Annotated in this window: 15 protein-coding genes; 6 read left to right on the forward strand and 9 right to left on the reverse strand. The window is 70.6% G+C overall.

The window, feature by feature from the left end; genetic code table 11:
* Positions 1-59 precede the first annotated feature (59 nt).
* From ACQPZQ_RS06585 to ACQPZQ_RS06600, 4 genes are all read left to right on the forward strand, one after another.
* Positions 60-1,796, forward strand: coding sequence for an alpha-keto acid decarboxylase family protein (locus ACQPZQ_RS06585; protein WP_433293051.1), 1,737 nt, complete (start codon positions 60-62; stop codon positions 1,794-1,796).
* Between the two features lie 160 nt (positions 1,797-1,956).
* On the forward strand, positions 1,957-3,411 hold the full coding sequence (locus ACQPZQ_RS06590) for an MFS transporter (RefSeq protein WP_433293053.1): 1,455 nt from the start codon (positions 1,957-1,959) through the stop codon (positions 3,409-3,411).
* A 70-nt stretch (positions 3,412-3,481) separates the two neighbouring features.
* A complete protein-coding gene (locus tag ACQPZQ_RS06595; RefSeq protein WP_241034850.1) occupies positions 3,482-3,709 on the forward strand; it encodes a hypothetical protein in 228 nt (75 codons plus the stop codon).
* 13 nt (positions 3,710-3,722) lie between these two features.
* Positions 3,723-4,034, forward strand: coding sequence for a hypothetical protein (locus ACQPZQ_RS06600; RefSeq protein ID WP_433293055.1), 312 nt, complete (start codon positions 3,723-3,725; stop codon positions 4,032-4,034).
* Between the two features lie 103 nt (positions 4,035-4,137).
* On the opposite strand, the gene fdhD is transcribed toward ACQPZQ_RS06600, so the two are convergent.
* From fdhD to ACQPZQ_RS06635, 7 genes are all read right to left on the reverse strand, one after another.
* Complete coding sequence (fdhD, locus tag ACQPZQ_RS06605) at positions 4,138-5,010, reverse strand: formate dehydrogenase accessory sulfurtransferase FdhD (protein WP_433293057.1); 873 nt, start codon at positions 5,008-5,010, stop codon at positions 4,138-4,140.
* Entirely contained in the window at positions 4,998-6,191 is a 1,194-nt protein-coding gene (locus ACQPZQ_RS06610) for a molybdopterin molybdotransferase MoeA (protein ID WP_433293059.1), read from the reverse strand. Before ACQPZQ_RS06610 ends, fdhD begins: the two co-directional genes overlap by 13 nt.
* Entirely contained in the window at positions 6,188-6,415 is a 228-nt protein-coding gene (locus ACQPZQ_RS06615) for a formate dehydrogenase subunit delta (protein ID WP_433293061.1), read from the reverse strand. Before ACQPZQ_RS06615 ends, ACQPZQ_RS06610 begins: the two co-directional genes overlap by 4 nt.
* 3 nt (positions 6,416-6,418) lie before the next feature.
* Positions 6,419-9,244 (reverse strand): formate dehydrogenase subunit alpha, encoded by a 2,826-nt coding sequence (gene fdhF / locus ACQPZQ_RS06620; protein WP_433293063.1) that lies wholly within the window; start codon positions 9,242-9,244, stop codon positions 6,419-6,421.
* A gap of 70 nt (positions 9,245-9,314) precedes the next feature.
* The gene (locus ACQPZQ_RS06625) at positions 9,315-10,889 is read right to left on the reverse strand and encodes a formate dehydrogenase beta subunit (RefSeq protein WP_433293065.1); all 1,575 of its coding nucleotides are present in this window, start codon (positions 10,887-10,889) and stop codon (positions 9,315-9,317) included.
* Positions 10,886-11,368 (reverse strand): NAD(P)H-dependent oxidoreductase subunit E, encoded by a 483-nt coding sequence (locus ACQPZQ_RS06630; RefSeq protein WP_433293067.1) that lies wholly within the window; start codon positions 11,366-11,368, stop codon positions 10,886-10,888. Before ACQPZQ_RS06630 ends, ACQPZQ_RS06625 begins: the two co-directional genes overlap by 4 nt.
* Before the next feature lie 69 nt (positions 11,369-11,437).
* Positions 11,438-12,373 carry a LysR family transcriptional regulator gene (locus ACQPZQ_RS06635; RefSeq protein WP_433293069.1) on the reverse strand — a complete coding sequence of 312 codons (936 nt, stop codon included), beginning with the start codon at positions 12,371-12,373 and terminating at the stop codon, positions 11,438-11,440.
* Between the two features lie 228 nt (positions 12,374-12,601).
* On the opposite strand from ACQPZQ_RS06635, the gene ACQPZQ_RS06640 reads away from it, so the two are divergent.
* A complete protein-coding gene (locus ACQPZQ_RS06640; RefSeq protein ID WP_433293071.1) occupies positions 12,602-14,305 on the forward strand; it encodes a bifunctional metallophosphatase/5'-nucleotidase in 1,704 nt (567 codons plus the stop codon).
* A 15-nt stretch (positions 14,306-14,320) separates the two neighbouring features.
* On the opposite strand, the gene ACQPZQ_RS06645 is transcribed toward ACQPZQ_RS06640, so the two are convergent.
* Entirely contained in the window at positions 14,321-15,076 is a 756-nt protein-coding gene (locus ACQPZQ_RS06645) for an SDR family NAD(P)-dependent oxidoreductase (protein ID WP_433293073.1), read from the reverse strand.
* 141 nt (positions 15,077-15,217) lie between these two features.
* Here ACQPZQ_RS06645 and ACQPZQ_RS06650 point away from each other — a divergent pair, with 141 nt between their 5' ends.
* Positions 15,218-16,159 (forward strand): glutamate ABC transporter substrate-binding protein, encoded by a 942-nt coding sequence (locus ACQPZQ_RS06650; RefSeq protein ID WP_433293075.1) that lies wholly within the window; start codon positions 15,218-15,220, stop codon positions 16,157-16,159.
* Positions 16,160-16,170: 11 nt separating this feature from the next.
* Here the strand turns inward: ACQPZQ_RS06650 and ACQPZQ_RS06655 are convergent, their stop codons facing one another.
* Positions 16,171-16,983 carry an SAM-dependent methyltransferase gene (locus ACQPZQ_RS06655; RefSeq protein ID WP_433293077.1) on the reverse strand — a complete coding sequence of 271 codons (813 nt, stop codon included), beginning with the start codon at positions 16,981-16,983 and terminating at the stop codon, positions 16,171-16,173.
* Between the last annotated feature and the right edge of the window lie 633 nt (positions 16,984-17,616).

A 17,616-nucleotide genomic window follows, 5' to 3' on the forward strand; every position in this document is an offset into this window, starting at 1 on the left:
GATCGGCCAGGCTCGTCTGTACGCGGAATCCCGCCGTAATGGCAGAGCCGAGGGGAACCATGCCCGACACCACCGCGGCCGCACTCCCGCACCAGGGTGAAACGGTCACCGTGAGCGCGTACCTGGCCACCCGCCTGTGCCAGCTCGACGGCCATCACGTCTTCGGGCTCCCCGGCGACTTCAGCCTCAGCATGCTCGACGAGATGCTCACGGTCCCTGGCGTCGAGTGGGTCGGTTGCACCAACGAGCTGAACGCGGCGTACGCCGCCGACGCCTACGCCAGGGCCCGCCGTGGCGTCGCCGCGGTGCTCACCACCTACGGCGTCGGCGAGCTGTCGGCGATGAACGGCGTGGCCGGAAGCTACGCCGAGGACGTCCCCCTCGTGCTCGTGTCGGGGATGCCGCCGAGCCGCGCCCGGGCCGACGGGCTCCTGCTGCACCACACCCTGGTGGACGGCGACCACGACCACTTCGTCCGCGCCTACCGTGAGGTGACCGCGGCCGGCGCCGTCCTGCGTGCCGCAACAGCGGTGGCCGAGATCGACCGGATGCTGCTGACCGCGATCAACGAGTGCAAGCCCGTCTACCTCGGCATTCCTGCCGACGTCGCGGTGGCGCGCGTCCCGGCTGCGAACCTCGCCCTCCCGCTGCGCCGCTCGCCCAGCGACCCGACCTCCGTTCAGCAGTTCCGCGACGCACTGACGGCGTTGCTGGCCCAGCACCCCTCGCTGACCGTCCTCGCCGGTCCGCGGGTGCACCGGCGGCGGCTGGAGGGTGAGCTCGCCGCCCTGGCCGACCTTCCCGGCGTGCGCATCGCGACCCAGGCCGGCGCGAAGGCGATGCTCGACGAGGCGCATCCCGCGAGCCTCGGCACCTACATGGGAGGCATGACCAGATCGGAGATCACCCGGGACGCCGTCGACTTCGCACCGCTGCTGGTGCTGGCCGGCACCACGTTGAGCGACGTCCTCACCGGGCTCTTCACCCACCGGTTCACGCCCGAGGACGCCGTCGAGCTCGGTTTCGAGACCGCCCGGATCGGCGCCTCCCTCTTCCATGGCGTGCGAATGGAGGACGCCGTCCGGATCCTGCACGAGACGGCCGCCGAGCGGGACTTCGCTCCGCTGCCTCCGCTTCCGCCGCTGACCAGGCCGGAGGTCGCGGAAGGGCCGGCGTCGGACGCGCTGACGCAGGCTCAGCTCTGGGCGGAGATCCAGCGGTGGATGCCGGACGGGGTGACCGCGATCGCGGACAGCGGCACCGCCCTGTTCGGGGCGCTGGGCCTGCACATGTCACACGACAGCGACCTTCTCGCGCAGCCCATCTGGTCCTCGATCGGCTACACCCTGCCGGCGACCCTCGGGATCTGCCTGGCCAGGCCGGAGAGCCGCAGTCTGCTGTTCATCGGCGACGGTGCCGCCCAGCTGACGGTGCAGGAGCTGGCCACGATCCTGCACCGGGGCCACACCCCGATCATCGTGCTGATCAACAACGCCGGATACACGATCGAGCGCGCGATCCAGAGTCCTAAAGCGGTGTACCAGGACATCACCCCATGGGACTGGTCGGCCCTGCCGTCCGTGCTCGCGCCCGGCGTGCCCTCGCTCACTACGACGGTCCGTACCCGAGCGGAGCTCGCCGAGGCGCTCGTCGCGGCCCGGGAGCGCACGGACCGGCTGGTGCTCATCGAAGCGGTTCTGGACCCCTCCGACGCCCCCGAGATGCTCGTCGAGCTCGGCCGCGGGGCCGCTCGCGCGAACGGTGCGCCGTCCGCATCGGTCGAACAGGCCGGGTAGAGCACGGGTGATTCGTCCCGCTGACGGCTGCGGGGGAGGGCAGAAAACGGATCTTGCGCGACCGCCGCGCGGGGGTGACGGACATCCCAGCTTGAGACGGTCCGCGCTGGGAAAGTCGTTGTAGCGTGCTAACTATCCGCGATTTTTTTTTGGGGTGGGCATGCCCGAACTTGACCAGCGCCGCAAGATGGCGGTCTTGGCGATCTGCTGCATGGGGCTGTTCATCGTCGGGCTGGACAACACCATCGTCAACCTGGCCCTGCCCTCGATCGGCAACGAGCTGCAGGCTTCCGTGTCGAGCCTGCAATGGGTGATCGACGCCTACACGGTGGTGCTCGCGAGCTTCCTCATGCTGGCCGGCTCGACGGGCGACCGGATCGGCAGGAAGCGGGTCTTCCAGACGGGCCTGGTGCTCTTCAGCCTCGGATCACTGTTGTGCAGCATCGCCCCCGGCATCGGACTGCTGATCGTGTTCCGGATGCTGCAGGCGGTGGGCGGGTCGATGCTGAATCCCGTCGCGTTGTCGATCATCACGAACGTGTTCATGGATCGTCGTGAGCGCGCCAAGGCCATCGGTGTCTGGGGTGCGGTCGTCGGTCTGAGCTGGGCGCTCGGGCCGGTGCTCGGTGGCCTGCTGGTGGACAGCATCGGCTGGCGGTCGGTCTTCTGGATCAACGTCCCGATCGGCCTGGCCGCCGTGCTGCTCGTCGCCCGGTTCGTCCCGGAGTCCCGCTCGGCCCGGCCCCGGCCGATCGATCCGGTCGGACAGCTGCTGCTGATCGTGCTGCTGGCCACGCTGACGTACGGGATCATCGAGGCGCCCGGCCAGGGCATCGAGTCGCCGTGGATCGTCGCGAGCTTCCTCGTGGCGGTCGCGTCCGCCATCGCGTTCGTCAGCTACGAGAAGCGTGTGGACGAGCCGCTGCTGAACATGCGCTTCTTCGCCAGCCCGCCCTTCACGGGCGCCACGCTGATCGCGATCGGGTCGTTCGCCGTGATGTCCGGGTTCCTCTTCCTCAACGCTCTGTACCTGCAGGAAGTGCGTGGGTACTCACCGCTGCACGCAGGACTGCTCACGTTGCCGATGGCGGTGATGACCGGGGTGCTCGCGCCGCTGTCGGGTCGGCTCGTCGGTACCCACGGTCCACGGATCCCGCTGGCGGCCGGAACCGTGGCGATCACAGCGGGCTCGCTGCTGCTCTCGGTGCTCACGGCACAGTCGTCGGTGGTGGAGGTCGTCCTCGCCTACACCGTGTTCGGCATCGGGTTCGGCTTCATCAACCCGCCGGTCTCCAACGCGGCCGTCTCGGGGATGCCCGCCTCGCAGGCGGGGGTCGCGGCGGCCGTGGCATCAACGAGCCGGCAGGTGGGGGCCACGCTCGGCGTGGCGGTGCTCGGTTCGGTGGTGACCGCGCGGATCGTCGGACCGCTGTCGACCGGCTTCGTCGCCGCCGCTCATCTGGGCTGGCTGATCATGGCCGGGACGGGTGCGGCGATGTTCGTGATCGGCGTCGTGACCACGGGCAAGTGGGGGATGCGCAAGGCCCAGGTGTTCGACGAGGAGTTCCCCCAGGACGTGCCGGTCGCCCAGGGCGTGGCCGTCCAGTCGAGGTAGCCGGTAGCCCGCGTTGCTGCCTCTCACCAAGCGATCTGCCCGAAGTGCCGAGTGCCGTATCCTCGCGCTCATGGCACACGAAGTGGAGCGCATCGAGGTCGAGGTCGACGCGGCCACCGCGCGCTGGCTGCGCACCTGCGCCCGCACGCGCGGGGGCTCCATGGCCGAGGCTGCGGCCCGCCAGCTGCACGAGCTGGCGCTCGCCGACTCCGTGCGCCAGCACGCCGCCTGGTACGCCGAGCACCCCACGTACATCGAGGACGCCGAGGCCGAGCGGATCGCTTCCCTGTCGGCCTGACACGATCGCCGCCGTGCTGCGCGGCGAAATCTGGATCTATCGGCCCGTCCTCGAACGTCCTGGCCAGTCCACGCTCCGCCTGATCGTCTCCGCGGACGGGATCAACCGTGACGAGACCACACCGACCGTCCGCGGGCTCCACATCAACGCCACCGATCCCGGCGGGCTGCTGTCCGCCCGGATCGACCCACACGGGTGGGCGTCAGCGATGTCCTCCGAGGCGGTGATGCGCCGGCGGCTCGTCGAGCACGCCGGCACGGCGACCCCGGAACAGATGGAAGCCGTCGAGGTGGCGATCGCCGCCATGTACGGCCTACCGAGGTAGCCAGGGCCCTGGGGCTCCCGTGTCCGGAGGGTTCCGGGACCCCGCCGGTGACATCGAGTTCTTCTCCGACAGGCCGGGGCAACGTCGTAATCGGCGAGGTTGGCTAGGACGTGCTGAGGACCGGGTTGCGCGCGGGCTCCGGGGCGCTCTCGGGCAGCAGGACCCGCTCGCTGTGTGTGTAGATGTTCATCGAGCCGTTGCGGATGAAGCCGACCATCGTCAGGCCGCACTCCTCGGCCAGCTCGATGGCGAGGGACGAGGGCGCCGACACGGCCGCGATGACCGGCACGCCTGCCATGACGGCCTTCTGGGCCAGCTCGAACGACGTGCGTCCGGAGACGGTGAGCACGAGGCCGCTCGCCGGCACCCGGCCCTGCAGCAGCGCCCACCCGAGCACCTTGTCCACGGCGTTGTGCCGACCGACGTCCTCGCGCACGACGAGGAGCTCACCGGTGGCGCTGAACAACCCCGCCGCGTGCAGCCCGCCTGTGCGGTCGAACACCTGCTGGCGCCGGCGCAGCTCGTCGGGCAGGTCGGCGAGCACCTCGGCGGCCACTCGCGTCTCGTCGGCGTCGGGGGAGTACCGGGAGCGCAGGCGCACGGCGTCGAGCGACGCCTTGCCGCACACGCCGCACGAGGACGTGGTGTAGAAGTTGCGCTCCACGCCGGGATCCGGGGTGGGCACGCCCGGCGCGAGCCCGACGTCGAGGACGTTGTAGGTGTTGCGGCCCTCGTCGTCGACGGAGTCGCAGTAGCGCGCGTCGCGGATGTCGGCGGCGCTCCCGATCACGCCCTCCGTGAGCAGGAAGCCGTGGGCGAGCTCGACGTCGTGGCCTGGCGTGCGCATCGTGACCGCCAGAGCGCGGCCGCCGACCCGCAGCTCCAGTGGCTCCTCGACGGCGATGGAGTCGGGCCGTCGCACGGCCCCCTTGGCCGTCACGCGGAGTACCGGACGACGAGCGATCAGACGCCCCATGGGCGGGCTCCCGGGTCGAGAGGAAGGAGGCGCGCGGCGATTGCCGCGGCCGGACCAGGGTCGATCACGGCGAGCGCGTCGGCGACCGCGGCCCCGCGCAGCATCGCCGATCCGGCGTGCCCGACGGGAACGGCGCCTTGCGGGCCGACGTGCACCGGGACCAGCCGGGTGCTCATCGCATGGCGGGGAAGACCGCCCGGGACGGGCGCCGCGACCAGCGCAGGCAACGGCTCCCCGCGCATCGCGGTGATGGCCGGGAGCGCGAGGGTGAGGAACGCGACAAGCGCGGCGAACGGGTTGCCGGGCAGCCCCACGACCAGTCGGCCGTCGGGCAGCTGGGCGAGCGCCTGCGGATGGCCGGGCCGGCAGGACACGCCGTCGACGAGGAGTTCTGCGTCGAGCGCGGCGAGCGCGGGCCGCAGGTGGTCGGCCGGACCCGCCGACGATGACCCCGAGACGAGCACGAGATCGGCGTCGGCGTCGGCCAGCGCTTCGAGAAGCAGTGCGCGGGAGTCGGGCAGCCGGACGTCGGGCATCGCGTCGGCACCGGCCCGTGCGAGGAGACCGGGCAGCATCGGGCCGATGGCGTCGCGCACCCGCCCCGGCCCCGGTGCACCCTCGGTGACCAGCTCGTTGCCCGTGACGATCGCCGCGACGCGCGGGCGTGGCCGGACCGGCAGGCGGTCCAGGCCCAGCGTGGCGACCAGACCGAGCACGGCAGGGCGCACGAGCGTGCCGGCCGGCAGCAGCTCCTCACCGGCCGAGCACTCCTCACCTGCGCGTCGCACGTGTGCGCCCGGTCTGAGCGTGCCGGCGAGCAGGTGCCCGTCGAGGACGGCGTCCTCGTCGGGCAGCACCGCCGTGGTACCCGGCGGGACGGCGGTGCCGGTGACCACAGCGCACGCCTCGCCGTCGCGCAGGTGCACGGACGGCACGCCGGCGACGTCGATCCGGCCCACGATCGTCCATGGGCCGGAGCCGCACACGGCGTAGCCGTCCATCGCCGAGCGGTCCACCGGCGGCACGTTCGCCGGCGCCACCACCGGGGCGGCGAGGACCGTGCCGACGGCGGAGGCGAGGGGGACCGACTGTGCGGGCAGAGGGTGCCCGGCTGCGTGAGCGCGCTCGCGGGCCGCGTCCCAGGCGAGGGACGTAGTCGGCGGCGCGAACGCGGTGCTCATGAGCTCGCCTGGCCGAGCAGTTCGGCCGCGCGGAGTGCCACCGGGTCGAGCCCTTCGCCGCCCTCCGCCACGTGCTCCCGGAGCGCCCTCTTCATGCGCGGCTCCCAGAAGTCCCGCAGGTGCGCGGCGACTTCGGCGGCGGCCACCTCGAGCGGCTTGTGGCCGAACTGCTCCGCGACCTCGTTGGCCAGCCGTACGTGCGGAGGGACTGTGCTGATGGACATCGATCAGTCTCCTGCCGTGACGACCGGTCGCTGCGCCAGGTCCTCGCGCACGGCGGCCTGCTCCGGTGTGAGGCCGACCTGGACGGCCGTGACCTTGTACTCGGGGCAGTTGGTGGCCCAGTCGGAGTTGTCGGTGGTGATGACGTTGGCTCCCGTGACCGGGTGGTGGAAGGTCGTGTAGCACACGCCGACCGGCATTCGTTCCGACAGTACCGCCCGAAGGGTGGTCTGTCCGACACGACTGGAGAGCGACACCATGTCGCCGTCGTTGACCCCACGCACCTCCGCGTCGTGCGGGTGCAGCTCGAGGATGTCCTCGGGGTGCCACGCGACGTTGGCGGTGCGGCGGGTCTGCGCGCCGACGTTGTACTGCGACAGGATCCGGCCGGTGGTGAGGATCAGCGGGAACTTCCGCGTGCTGCGCTCGCGGGTGGGCACGTAGACCGTCTCGACGAAGCGGCCCTTGCCGCGCACGAACCCGGTCTCGTGCATGATCGGCGTGCCGTTCGGGGCCGCGTCGTTGCACGGCCACTGCACGCTGCCGACCTTGTCGAGGTGGGCGAAGGAGACGCCGGCGAACGTCGGCGTGGTCATCGCGATCTCGTCCATGATCTGCGACGAGTTGTCGTAGTGCATCGGGTAGCCCATCGCCTGCGAGATCTCGCAGACGATCTCCCACTCCTGCTTGCCGGTCTGCGGCGCCATCACCGGGCGCACCCGGTTGATCCGCCGCTCGGCGTTGGTGAACGTGCCGTCCTTCTCCAGGAACGACGTGCCGGGCAGCAGCACGTGGGCGAACTTCGCCGTCTCGTTCTCGAAGAGGTCCTGGACGACGAGCAGATCCAGCGCGGCGAGCGCGGCGTGCACGTGGTTGGTGTTCGGGTCGGACTGAGCGATGTCCTCGCCCTGCACGAACAGCGCCCGGAACGAGCCCTCGATGGCCGAGTCGAACATGTTGGGGATGCGCAGGCCCGGCTCCTCGAGCAGCGGTACTCCCCAGAGCTGCTCGTAGACGTCACGGACGCCGTCGTCGGACACGTGGCGGTAGCCCGGCAGCTCGTGCGGGAACGAGCCCATGTCGCAGGAGCCCTGCACGTTGTTCTGCCCGCGCAGCGGGTTGACCCCGACGCCGTCGCGGCCGATGTTGCCGGTGGCCATCGCGAGGTTCGCCATGCCCATGACCGTGGTCGAGCCCTGGCTGTGCTCGGTGACACCGAGGCCGTAGTAGATGGCGCCGTTGCCGGCCTCCGCGTAGAGCCGGGCCGCGGCGCGGACCTCGGCGGCGGGAACCCCGGTGATCTCCTCGACGGCCTCGGGGCTGTGCTCCGGCTGCGCGATGAACTTCTCCCACGCCTCGACGTCCTCGCAGCGCTCCTGCACGAACTGCCGGTCGACGAGCCCCTCGGTGACGATGACGTGCGACATCGCGTTGACGATCGCGACGTTGGTGCCGGGCGCGAGCTGCAGGTGGTGGGTGGCCTCGATGTGGGGCGAGCGGACGAGGTCGATGCGCCGCGGGTCGATGACGATCAGCTTGGCGCCCTGGCGCAGCCGCCGCTTCATCCGCGAGGCGAACACGGGGTGGCCGTCGGTGGGGTTGGCCCCGATCACCATGATCACGTCGGCCTTGGCGACGGACTTGAAGTCCTGCGTGCCGGCCGAGGTGCCGAAGGTCTGCTTGAGCCCGTAGCCGGTGGGGGAGTGGCAGACGCGGGCGCAGGTGTCGACGTTGTTGTTGCCGAAGACCGCGCGCACCATCTTCTGGACGACGTAGACCTCTTCGTTCGTCGTCCGGGACGAGGTGATCGCGCCGATCGAGCTCGAGCCGTGCTCGGCCTGGATCTCCCGCAGCCGCCGTGCCGTGAACTGGATGGCCTCGTCCCAGGAGACCTCGCGCCACGGGTCGGTGATCGAGTCACGCAGCATCGGGGACATCACGCGGTCGGGGTGGCTGGCGTAGCCGAACGCGAACCGGCCCTTGACGCAGGAGTGGCCCTCGTTGGCGCCACCGTCCTTGAAGGGCACCATCCGCACCAGCTCGTCGCCGCGCAGCTCGGCCTTGAACGAGCAGCCGACGCCGCAGTACGCGCAGGTGGTGACGACCGAGCGGGTGGGCATGCCCAGCTGGACCACCGACTTCTCCTGCAGCGTGGCCGTGGGGCAGGCCTGCACGCACGCGCCGCAGGAGACGCAGTCGGACTCCATGAACGAGACGCCTGCGCCCGCGGCGACCTTCGAGTCGAAGCCGCGGCCCTCGATCGTGAGGGCCAGGGTGCCCTGCACCTCGTCACAGGCGCGGACACAACGGGAGCACGCGATGCACTTCGAGGCGTCGAAGTCGAAGTAGGGGTTGGACGTGTCCTTGGGGGCGTCCATGTGGTTGGCGCCGGCATCGACACCGGATCCGTAGCGGACCTCGCGCAGCCCCGTGACGCCTGCCATGTCCTGCAGCTCGCAGTCGCCGTTGGCCGAGCAGGTGAGGCAGTCGAGCGGGTGGTCGGAGATGTAGAGCTCCATGACCCCGCGGCGCAGCTTCCCGAGCTTCTCGGTCTGCGTGCGCACCACCATGCCGGGGGCGACCGGCGTGGTGCAGGACGCCGGCGTGCCGCGGGCGCCGTCGATCTCGACGACGCACAGGCGGCAGGAGCCGAACGCCTCGAGGCTGTCGGTGGCGCAGAGCTTGGGGATGTCGAGCCCGGCCTGCTTGGCCGCGCGCATGACCGACGTTCCCGGTGGCACGGTCACGGCCACGCCGTCGATGGTCACCTCGACGGTGGCCGCACCCTCGCGGGCGGGCGTTCCGAAGTCGGGCTCCTTGAGCAGAGTCATCGCGCTCCCTCGCTTCGCTCGGTCGTGGCTTCGACGAGTCGCTGTGTCGATGATTCGCTCGCGAGCTCGCTCATGGTGTGCCCCCGTCGCTTGTTCCTGTGGTGGTGGTCGCCGGGACGCCGAAGTCCTCGCCGAAGTGGCGGACCGCGCTCAACACCGGCATGGGGGTGAGCCCACCCATGGCGCAGAGGGATCCGTCGGTCATGAGCTCACACAGGTCGTCGAGCAGCACGAGGTTCTTCGTGCGGTCCTCACCTGCGCGGATACGGTCGATCGTCTCGACACCGCGGACGGCGCCGACGCGGCAGGGCGTGCATTTCCCGCACGACTCCTCCGCGCAGAAGGAGAAGGCAAACCGGGCCATCGCGGCCATGTCCACCGTGTCGTCGAACACGACCACGCCACCGTGGCCGAGCATGGCGCCCGCCGCGGCGAACGACTCGTAGTCCATCGGCAGGTCGAACTGCTCCGCCGGGACGTACGCCCCGAGCGGTCCGCCGACCTGCATCGCACGCACGGGCCTGCCGGAGGCCGTGCCGCCGCCGAGGTCCTGCACGAGCTCGCCGAGCGTGATCCCGAAGGGCGTCTCGAAGATGCCGCCGTGGGCGATGTTGCCGCCGAGCTGGAAGACGCTGGTGCCGCGCGAGCGGCCGGTGCCCAGCTCCGCGTACGCGGCGGCGCCGTGGGCGAGGATCGCAGGCACCGAGCCGAGCGACAGCACGTTGTTGACGACGGTGGGGCGGCCGAAGAGGCCCTCGAGGGCGGGGATCGGTGGCTTCGCGCGCACCATGCCTCGCTTGCCCTCGAGGCTCTCCAGCATCGAGGTCTCTTCACCGCAGATGTAGGCGCCCGCGCCGACCCGCACGAACACGTCGAACGTCAGGTCGGAGCCGAGCACCCGCTCGCCGAGCAGGCCGCGCTGCCGGGCCGACTCGATGGCCGCGTTCAGCGCCTCGACGGCCTCCGGGTACTCCGAGCGCACGTAGATGTAGCCCTCGGTGGCGCCGACGGCGTAGGCGGCGATCGTCATGCCCTCGATGAGGGTGAACGGGTCGCCCTCCATCAGCATGCGGTCGGCGAACGTGCCCGAGTCGCCCTCGTCGGCGTTGCAGCAGACGAACTTGACGTCGGACTGGGCGCCGAGCACCGTGCGCCACTTGATGCCCGTGGGGAAGCCCGCGCCGCCGCGGCCGCGCAGGCCGGAGTCCACGACCTCCTCGACGACCTCGGCCGGGGTCTTCGCGAGCGCGGCCCGGAGCCCGGCGTAGCCGCCGTGGGCCTCGTAGTCGTCGACCGAGCGTGGGTCCACGATCCCGACGCGGGCGAACGTCACCCGCTGCTGACGCTGCATCCACGGCAGGTCCTCGACGAGTCCGAGGCCTTCCGGTGCGCCGTCCAGCAGGCCCGCGGCGACCAGGCCGTCGATCTCCTCCGGCGCGACCGGCCCGTAGCCGACGCGGCCCTCGGCCGTCTCGATCTCGACCAGCGGCTCCAGCCAGAGCATTCCGCGCGAACCGGTGCGCACCACCTCGACGTCACGGCCGGCGGTGCCGGCGGCAGCGGCGATCCGCTCGGCCACCTCGTCGGCACCGACCGACAGCGCGGCGGAGTCCCGCGGCACGAACACCCGCACACGTCCAGTCATCGGGCTTCTCCCAGCAGTGCGTCGAGGCGGGCGGGGGTGACCCGGCCGTGCAGCCGGTCGCCCACCTGCACCGCCGGACCGAGGGCGCAGTTGCCGAGGCAGAAGACCTCGTCGAGCGTGACGGCGCCGTCGGAGGTGGTCTCACCGAAACCGACGCCGGTGCGTCGCTTCGCGTGCTCGCCGAGCGCCTCGGCGCCAACCGCCTGGCAGGCCTCCGCCTGGCACACCCGCACCGTGGTGCGGCCGCCGGGGGCGCGCCGGAAGTCGCGGTAGAAGGTGACGACGCCGTGGACCTCCGCGACCGCGAGGTTGAGCACGTCGGCGATCACCGGTATGTCCGCCGGATCGATGTACTCCAGGTCTTCCTGTATCGCGTGGAGTATCGGCAAGAGCGGGCCGCGCACGTCCCGCAGCGTTGTCGCGATATTGCGTACGTGCTCAGCGCGTACTGCCGCGAGATCCGTGACGTCCGTCGTCATGGTCGCGAGTGTCCCGCTCTGAGGTGCCACAGTTCAAAGCAATCTTGCCTATCCCGTGATAAGCGCGAGCTATGAACGGCTGCGGACGTGGCGACGGAGCAGTTGGTCGAGCGCGGCACGCATGTCCACCGACCCCGCGACGTCGAGCAGTGCACGCGCGAGCATCGGCTCCGGAACGCGGTCGGGAAGGACCAGGCCGATGCGATGGCTGGAGGCCGGCGGGATCATGGGAACGATGCGCATCCCATCAGGGACGCCGAACAGATGCAACCATGCGTGCGCGATGATCGTCGACCACCGGTGGGTGGCGACGTGCGCGTAGAGCACCGACACCGCGTCGGCCTCCAGCATCGGCTCCACCGCGACACCTGCGTCGGTGAAGGCGCGGTCGATGATCCGCCGGTTCTCCATGTCCGGCGACAGCAGGCAGAGCGGCAGCGTCGCAGCGTCGTCCCACGCGGCGGTGGTCCGCTCGGCGAGCGGCGAGTTGTCGGGCGTCAGCAGCAGGTAGCGCTCCGGGTAGAGCGGGACGGTGCGCACCGCGCCGCCGAGCGGTTCACCGTCGACATAGGTCATACCGACGTCGAGCTCGTACTCGGCCAGCCTGCGCACGATCTCGCGGGAGGACAACGACTCGAAGGAGATCCGCACCCGCCCGTGCAGCTCGCTGAACGGGCCGGTGAGCAGGGGCGCGGCGGTCAGCGCCGTCGGGATGGCGCCGATGCGGAGCCGCCCGGTGAGACCACCTGCCATCCGGTCCAGGTCCTGCCGGAGCGCGTCGCGGTCGGCGAGCATGCGGTGTGCCCACAGCACCACCCGCTCGCCCTCCGGCGTGAACCCGCCGAAGCGCCGCTCCCGCCGCACGATCTGCACCCCGAGATCGGCCTCCAGCCTGCGGATCGCCGCAGACAGCGCAGGCTGCGAGACGTGGCACGCGGCCGCCGCTCGGGCGAAATGACGTTCCCGCGCGAGGGCGCTGAGATATTCCAGCTGGCGCAGGAGCACCGGACAGGGATACCGGCGCGGAGGCAGAAGCGCAAAGCCGGGGTCGCGCACCCCCGCGAGTCGCCTGTTCCCGTCCGGTGACCAGGCCGTGACGCGGCCGGGCTTCCACGTTCGGTGCTCAACGGCCGAGCGTCGGCAATGCCCTGTTCATCCGATCATGCGAGCATGATCCGGTTCGTGGTGTCCGCTGTGGCACAGTTCCGCGCAGTAGCCAGTGGAGGACCTCGTATGCCTCGGTCGTCACGTCCGGTCCGGCGCGCTGTGCTGGTGGCCGCGAGTGTGCTGCTCGCCGGAGCGCTGACCGCCGCCACCACTGGCGGAGGCGACGGAGACGGCGGGGACACCGGCCCCGAGCCGGTCGCGGTGCAACTGCTCGCACTCAACGACTTCCACGGCAACCTCGAACCGCCGACGGGTTCCAGCGGCACGATCGCCGGCGTCCCGGCCGGTGGTGTGGAGTACCTCGCCACCCAGCTCGCGCAGCTCGCCGGCCAGGTACAGCAGGAGAACACGATCACCGTGGCCCCCGGTGACCTCATCGGGGCCTCGCCGCTGCTGTCGGCCGCGTTCCACGACGAACCGTCGATCGAGGCACTCGGACTGGCCGGGCTCGACGTGGCGAGTGTGGGCAACCACGAGTTCGACGAGGGCGCCGACGAGTTGCTGCGCATCCAGAACGGCGGCTGTCACCCCGCCGACGGCTGCGCCGACCAGGAACGGCCGTACAAGGGCGCGGAGTTCCAGTACCTCTCGGCCAACGCGTTCGTCACCGACACCGGCGAACCGCTGCTGGATCCGTACGCGATCAAGGACGTGGGCGGCGTCCGCATCGGGTTCATCGGGATGACCCTGGAGGGGACGCCGGACATCGTCACGCAATCCGGCGTGGCCGGGCTGGAGTTCCGCGACGAGATCGAGACGGGCAACCGGTACGCGGAGGAGCTGCAGAAGCAGGGTGTCGAGGCGATCGTGGTGCTCCTGCACGAGGGCGGCACGCAGGCTCCGAACGCCGGCATCAACGACTGCACCGGGCTGCAGGGGCCGATCGTCCCGATCGCCGAAGGGTTCTCCCCGGCGATCGACGTGGTGGTCAGCGGCCACACCCACCAGGCCTACAACTGCGTGATCGCGGGCAAGGTCGTCACCAGCGCGAGCTCGTTCGGGCGCCTGGTCACCGACATCGACCTGCAGATCGACCCGGCCACCGGCAACGTGCTGACGGCCACGGCCACCAACGTGGTGGTGGGCCGCGACGTCCCGGCCGACCCGGCGGAGACCGAGCTCGTCGCGCGGTACCGCACGCTGCTCGGGCCGATCGCCTCCCGTCAGGTGGGCGAGACCACGGCCGCTCTCACCCGCGCCCAGGAACCGCTGTTCGGCACCCTGGTGGGCGAGTCGTCGCTGGGCAACCTCATCGCCGACGCTCAGCTCGCCGCCACCGACCAGGAGCAGGGTGCGGTGGCCGCCTTCATGAACCCTGGTGGCGTGCGTGCCGACCTGGACGCCGGCCCCGTCACCTACGAGGAAGCCTTCACCGTCCAGCCCTTCAACAACTACCTGACCACGGTGGACCTCACCGGCGCGCAGCTGGACTGCCTGCTGGAACAGCAGTTCGTGGCCGAACGCACGCTGCAGCCGTCGGGGTCGGTGGCCTACACGGTCGATCCCAACGGGGTGTCGGGAACGGCCGCCGACCCCTGCTCGGGCACCCGCGTCGGCGCGCTCGGCATCGCCGGCACACCGGTCGACCCCGCGGCCACCTATCGGATCACCGTCAACAGCTTCCTTGCCGACGGCGGCGACGGCTTCTCCGTGCTGACCCAGGGCACGAACCGGGTGGTGGGTGGCCTCGACATCGACGGTCTCGCCGCGTACCTGACCGAGGTTGGCCCGGTCGCACCCCCGGCCACCGACCGGATCACCGTGTCCTGACCGGACGGGAGCGCCTCAGTCGGGGTACGCACCGCCGTCGAGCGCGATGATCTTGTTGGTCAGGTAGCCGTTGCGGAGCATGGCGAGCGCGAGGTCGGCCACCTCCTCGGTGGTGCCCAGGCGGCCGACGGGGATCATCGGGGGCACCGGGTCGTCCGGCGCGAGCGGCAGCATCCTAGTGCCCGCGATGAGGGCAGGAGCGATCGCGTTGACGGTCACACCGGTGTCGGCGACGCGTGCCGCAAGGTGGTGCGTCAGGCCGTGCAGCGCCGCCTTGGCCGCCGCGTAGTGCGGCCCGATGACCCCGCCGGTGAACGCCGCCACCGAGGAGAACAGCAGGATCCGGCCGAACCCGCGCTCGATCATCCCGGGCAGCATCTGCTGGGTGAGGAAGAACGGGGCGCGGACGTTGACGGTCATGCTCTCGTCCCACAGCGCCCCGTCGACGTCCGGCCATGACCTCTGCTCGGCCACGCCTGCCGCGGCGACCAGCACGTCGACGTCCCCCAGCCGTTCGCGGGCCGCGGCGACGACCCGGGCCGGGCTGTCGGGGTCCGCGAAGTCGGCCTGCATGACCTCGGCACAGCGGCCGAGCTTGCGGGCCAGGTCAGCCACGTGCTCGGCCTCGTCGGCATGCCTGCCGTAGGTGAGCATGAGATCGGTGCCGCTCTCGGCGAGCCTCCGGGCGATCTCCTGGCCGATACCACCGGAGGCCCCGGTGATCAGAGCCACGCGATCGCGCAGAACCGAGTCGATGCCGGTGTTCGCCACGGGGGTGTCCTCCTCGTCGGTACCGGATCTCGACAGTACGACGGGTCGCATGGCCAGGTGCGGGTGCTTTGACTGCCATCCCTGTCATTCCGCGCCTGGTTACGCTGCGTGCAATATCGCGGCGACTTGGGGGTGATGACGATGCGCATTGTGACCATTCGGGCATTGGGGGTGCTCGTAACCGTGCTGTCCTGCGTCGTCGCCCTCGGGGGGTGTGCCGACTCCGGCGCAGCCCACATGCTTCCGGGGACGACCGACACGGACCGGTATGACGCGATCATCGCGAACTCACCCGTCGCCGACCCGGCGTCGATCCCCCCGGGCTCGTGGGCCGACAAGATCAGGCGGCGGGGCACCCTGAAGGTCGGAAGCGGCGACACCACGCCGTTCTTCGCCCTCAGGGATCCGACCACCGGCAGGGTCACCGGGTTCGACGCCGGGCTGGCGGAGATGCTCGCGCACTACATCACCGGCAAGCCCACGAACGCCGTCGCGATCACCCCGGCCCACGTGGACACCCGCGAGCCGTTGCTGCAGAACGGCGCGGTGGACGCGGTGGTCGCCACCTACTCGATCACTCCGGAGCGTGCGACGAAGGTCGCCTTCGCCGGCCCGTACTACTCCTCGGGCGACGCGATCATGGTCAGGGCGGGCGACGGGGCCATCCACGGCGTCAGTGACCTCAACGGCAAGACGGTCGCGACCCAGGCGAACTCCACCGCGGTGCTCGCGCTGCAGAGGGCGGCCCCCGCGGCCCACCTGGTGACGTTCGAGCACGACTCCGAGTGCGTGGCCGCGGTGCAGCAGGGCCGCGCCGACGCGTACGTGATCGACCAGGTGATCCTCGTCTCCGACGCGAGCACCGACCCAGGGGTGAAGGTCGTCGGTGAGCCGTTCACCCAGGAGTCCTACGGCATCGGGCTCCCGCTCGGCGACCCGACGGCCAAGGCCTTCGTCGACGAGTGGCTCCAGAAGATCTACGTCACCGGCAGCTGGGCGAAGCTGTGGAAGGCGACCCTCGGCACGGTCGTGAGCGGCGGTGCACCCACCCCGCCGGCGATCGGCTCCGTCGCGGGCTCCTGATATCGGCGCGTTCAGGGCTTGCGGCCGACCGCCCCGACGATGCAGCGCTGCACCGGCACCAGCGGCTTGACGCGAGGACCGTCCGGCCACCAGTCGGCGCACAACACCAGGCCGGGATCGACGAGCTCGAGCCCGGCGAACATGCTCTCGATCTCGGCGCGGGTACGGAACATGCCGCTGCCCATCGGGCTGTGCAGGAAGATGTCCTCCATCTTCCGGGCGAGCGCGCTGTCCTCTGTGGTCTCGGGGTCGAAGAAGTGGCTCAGTGCCACGTACGAGCCCGACGGCAGGGCGTCGATGTACTCGCGCATGATCTCGGCGCTCCGCTCGCCCGTGTAGTGGTGCAGGGTGCCGCACTGGTACAGCGCGATGGGCTCGGAGAAGTCGAGCTGCTTGCGCACCACCTCGTTGTCCAGCACCTGGCCGGGCTGGAAGATGTCGGCCCCGATCAGGTGGGTGCGGTCGTTCTCCTCGAGCAGCGCCCTGCCGTGGCTGAGTACGTCGGGGTCGTTGTCGACGTACACCACGCGCGCCTCGGGATGGATGCGCTGCACGACCTGGTGGGTGTTCTCCGCGGTGGGCAGACCCGAGCCGCAGTCCAGGTACTGGGTGATCTCGGTCTGTCCGGCGATGAACCGGCTGGCCCGGTTCAGGAACTCGCGGTTGTCCCGGCCGAGGAAGGTGGCCTCGGGAGCCACCTGCTGGATGCGGCGCAGAACCTCACGGTCGATCTCGTAGTTGTCGGTGCCGTTCAGGAAGGCGTCGTAGACCCTCGCGACGCTGGCCTTCGTCGTGTCGACGTACGGAGGTGCGGCACTCGACATGGTGGTTCTCACTCCTCGGTCTCGAACCGACACGGTCGACAGCGCGCCGAGTCTAGGACGATCATGGCGGTTGGGACCGCCGTTGACCGATCCGTCCGTACGGGATCGGGATGTCGGCTCAGGTCGCTCGGGAAGCCTCGCGCCCGTCCTGTTCGGGGCAGTCGGGCCGCGGCGCGACTCACCGGAGATCACGCTCTGCGCTACTGGCCGGGCCGTGAAAGGGCGCCACGGTCCCGCTGGACCGTGAAGTCCAGCGGGACCGTGACTGGCCGCTCGACTCCCGGGGGGATTGGCGCCGAGCGGTTCTCTCAGGGCTCGCAGGAGGCCGGAGAACTGTTAACCGGCCCATTTCCGGAATCCGGCCAGTTGTCACGTCACGGTTATGGCTGCCGACCCGGACGAGCGCGACTGCGTCCGGCCGACGGCCGGTTGTCGCGCGTAAGGCAGTAGATCGGTCGCGGTCGCCATGACGGCCCTCATCCACGCCGTGACCTGGGATTTCGTCCATCTGATGATTGTCGGCCGGATGCCGGTTCCGCCCCGCGTGCTCCGATGGGAACGCGGTCCGTTGCACCGGCGTGATCGGCGCACGGCGTCGCACGAGGTGTTTCGGCCGGGTGTCCGGGATTCTCA

Source organism: Pseudonocardia sp. CA-142604, assembly GCF_050948475.1.
In the GTDB taxonomy this organism is placed as follows: Bacteria; Actinomycetota; Actinomycetes; order Mycobacteriales; family Pseudonocardiaceae; genus Pseudonocardia; species Pseudonocardia alaniniphila.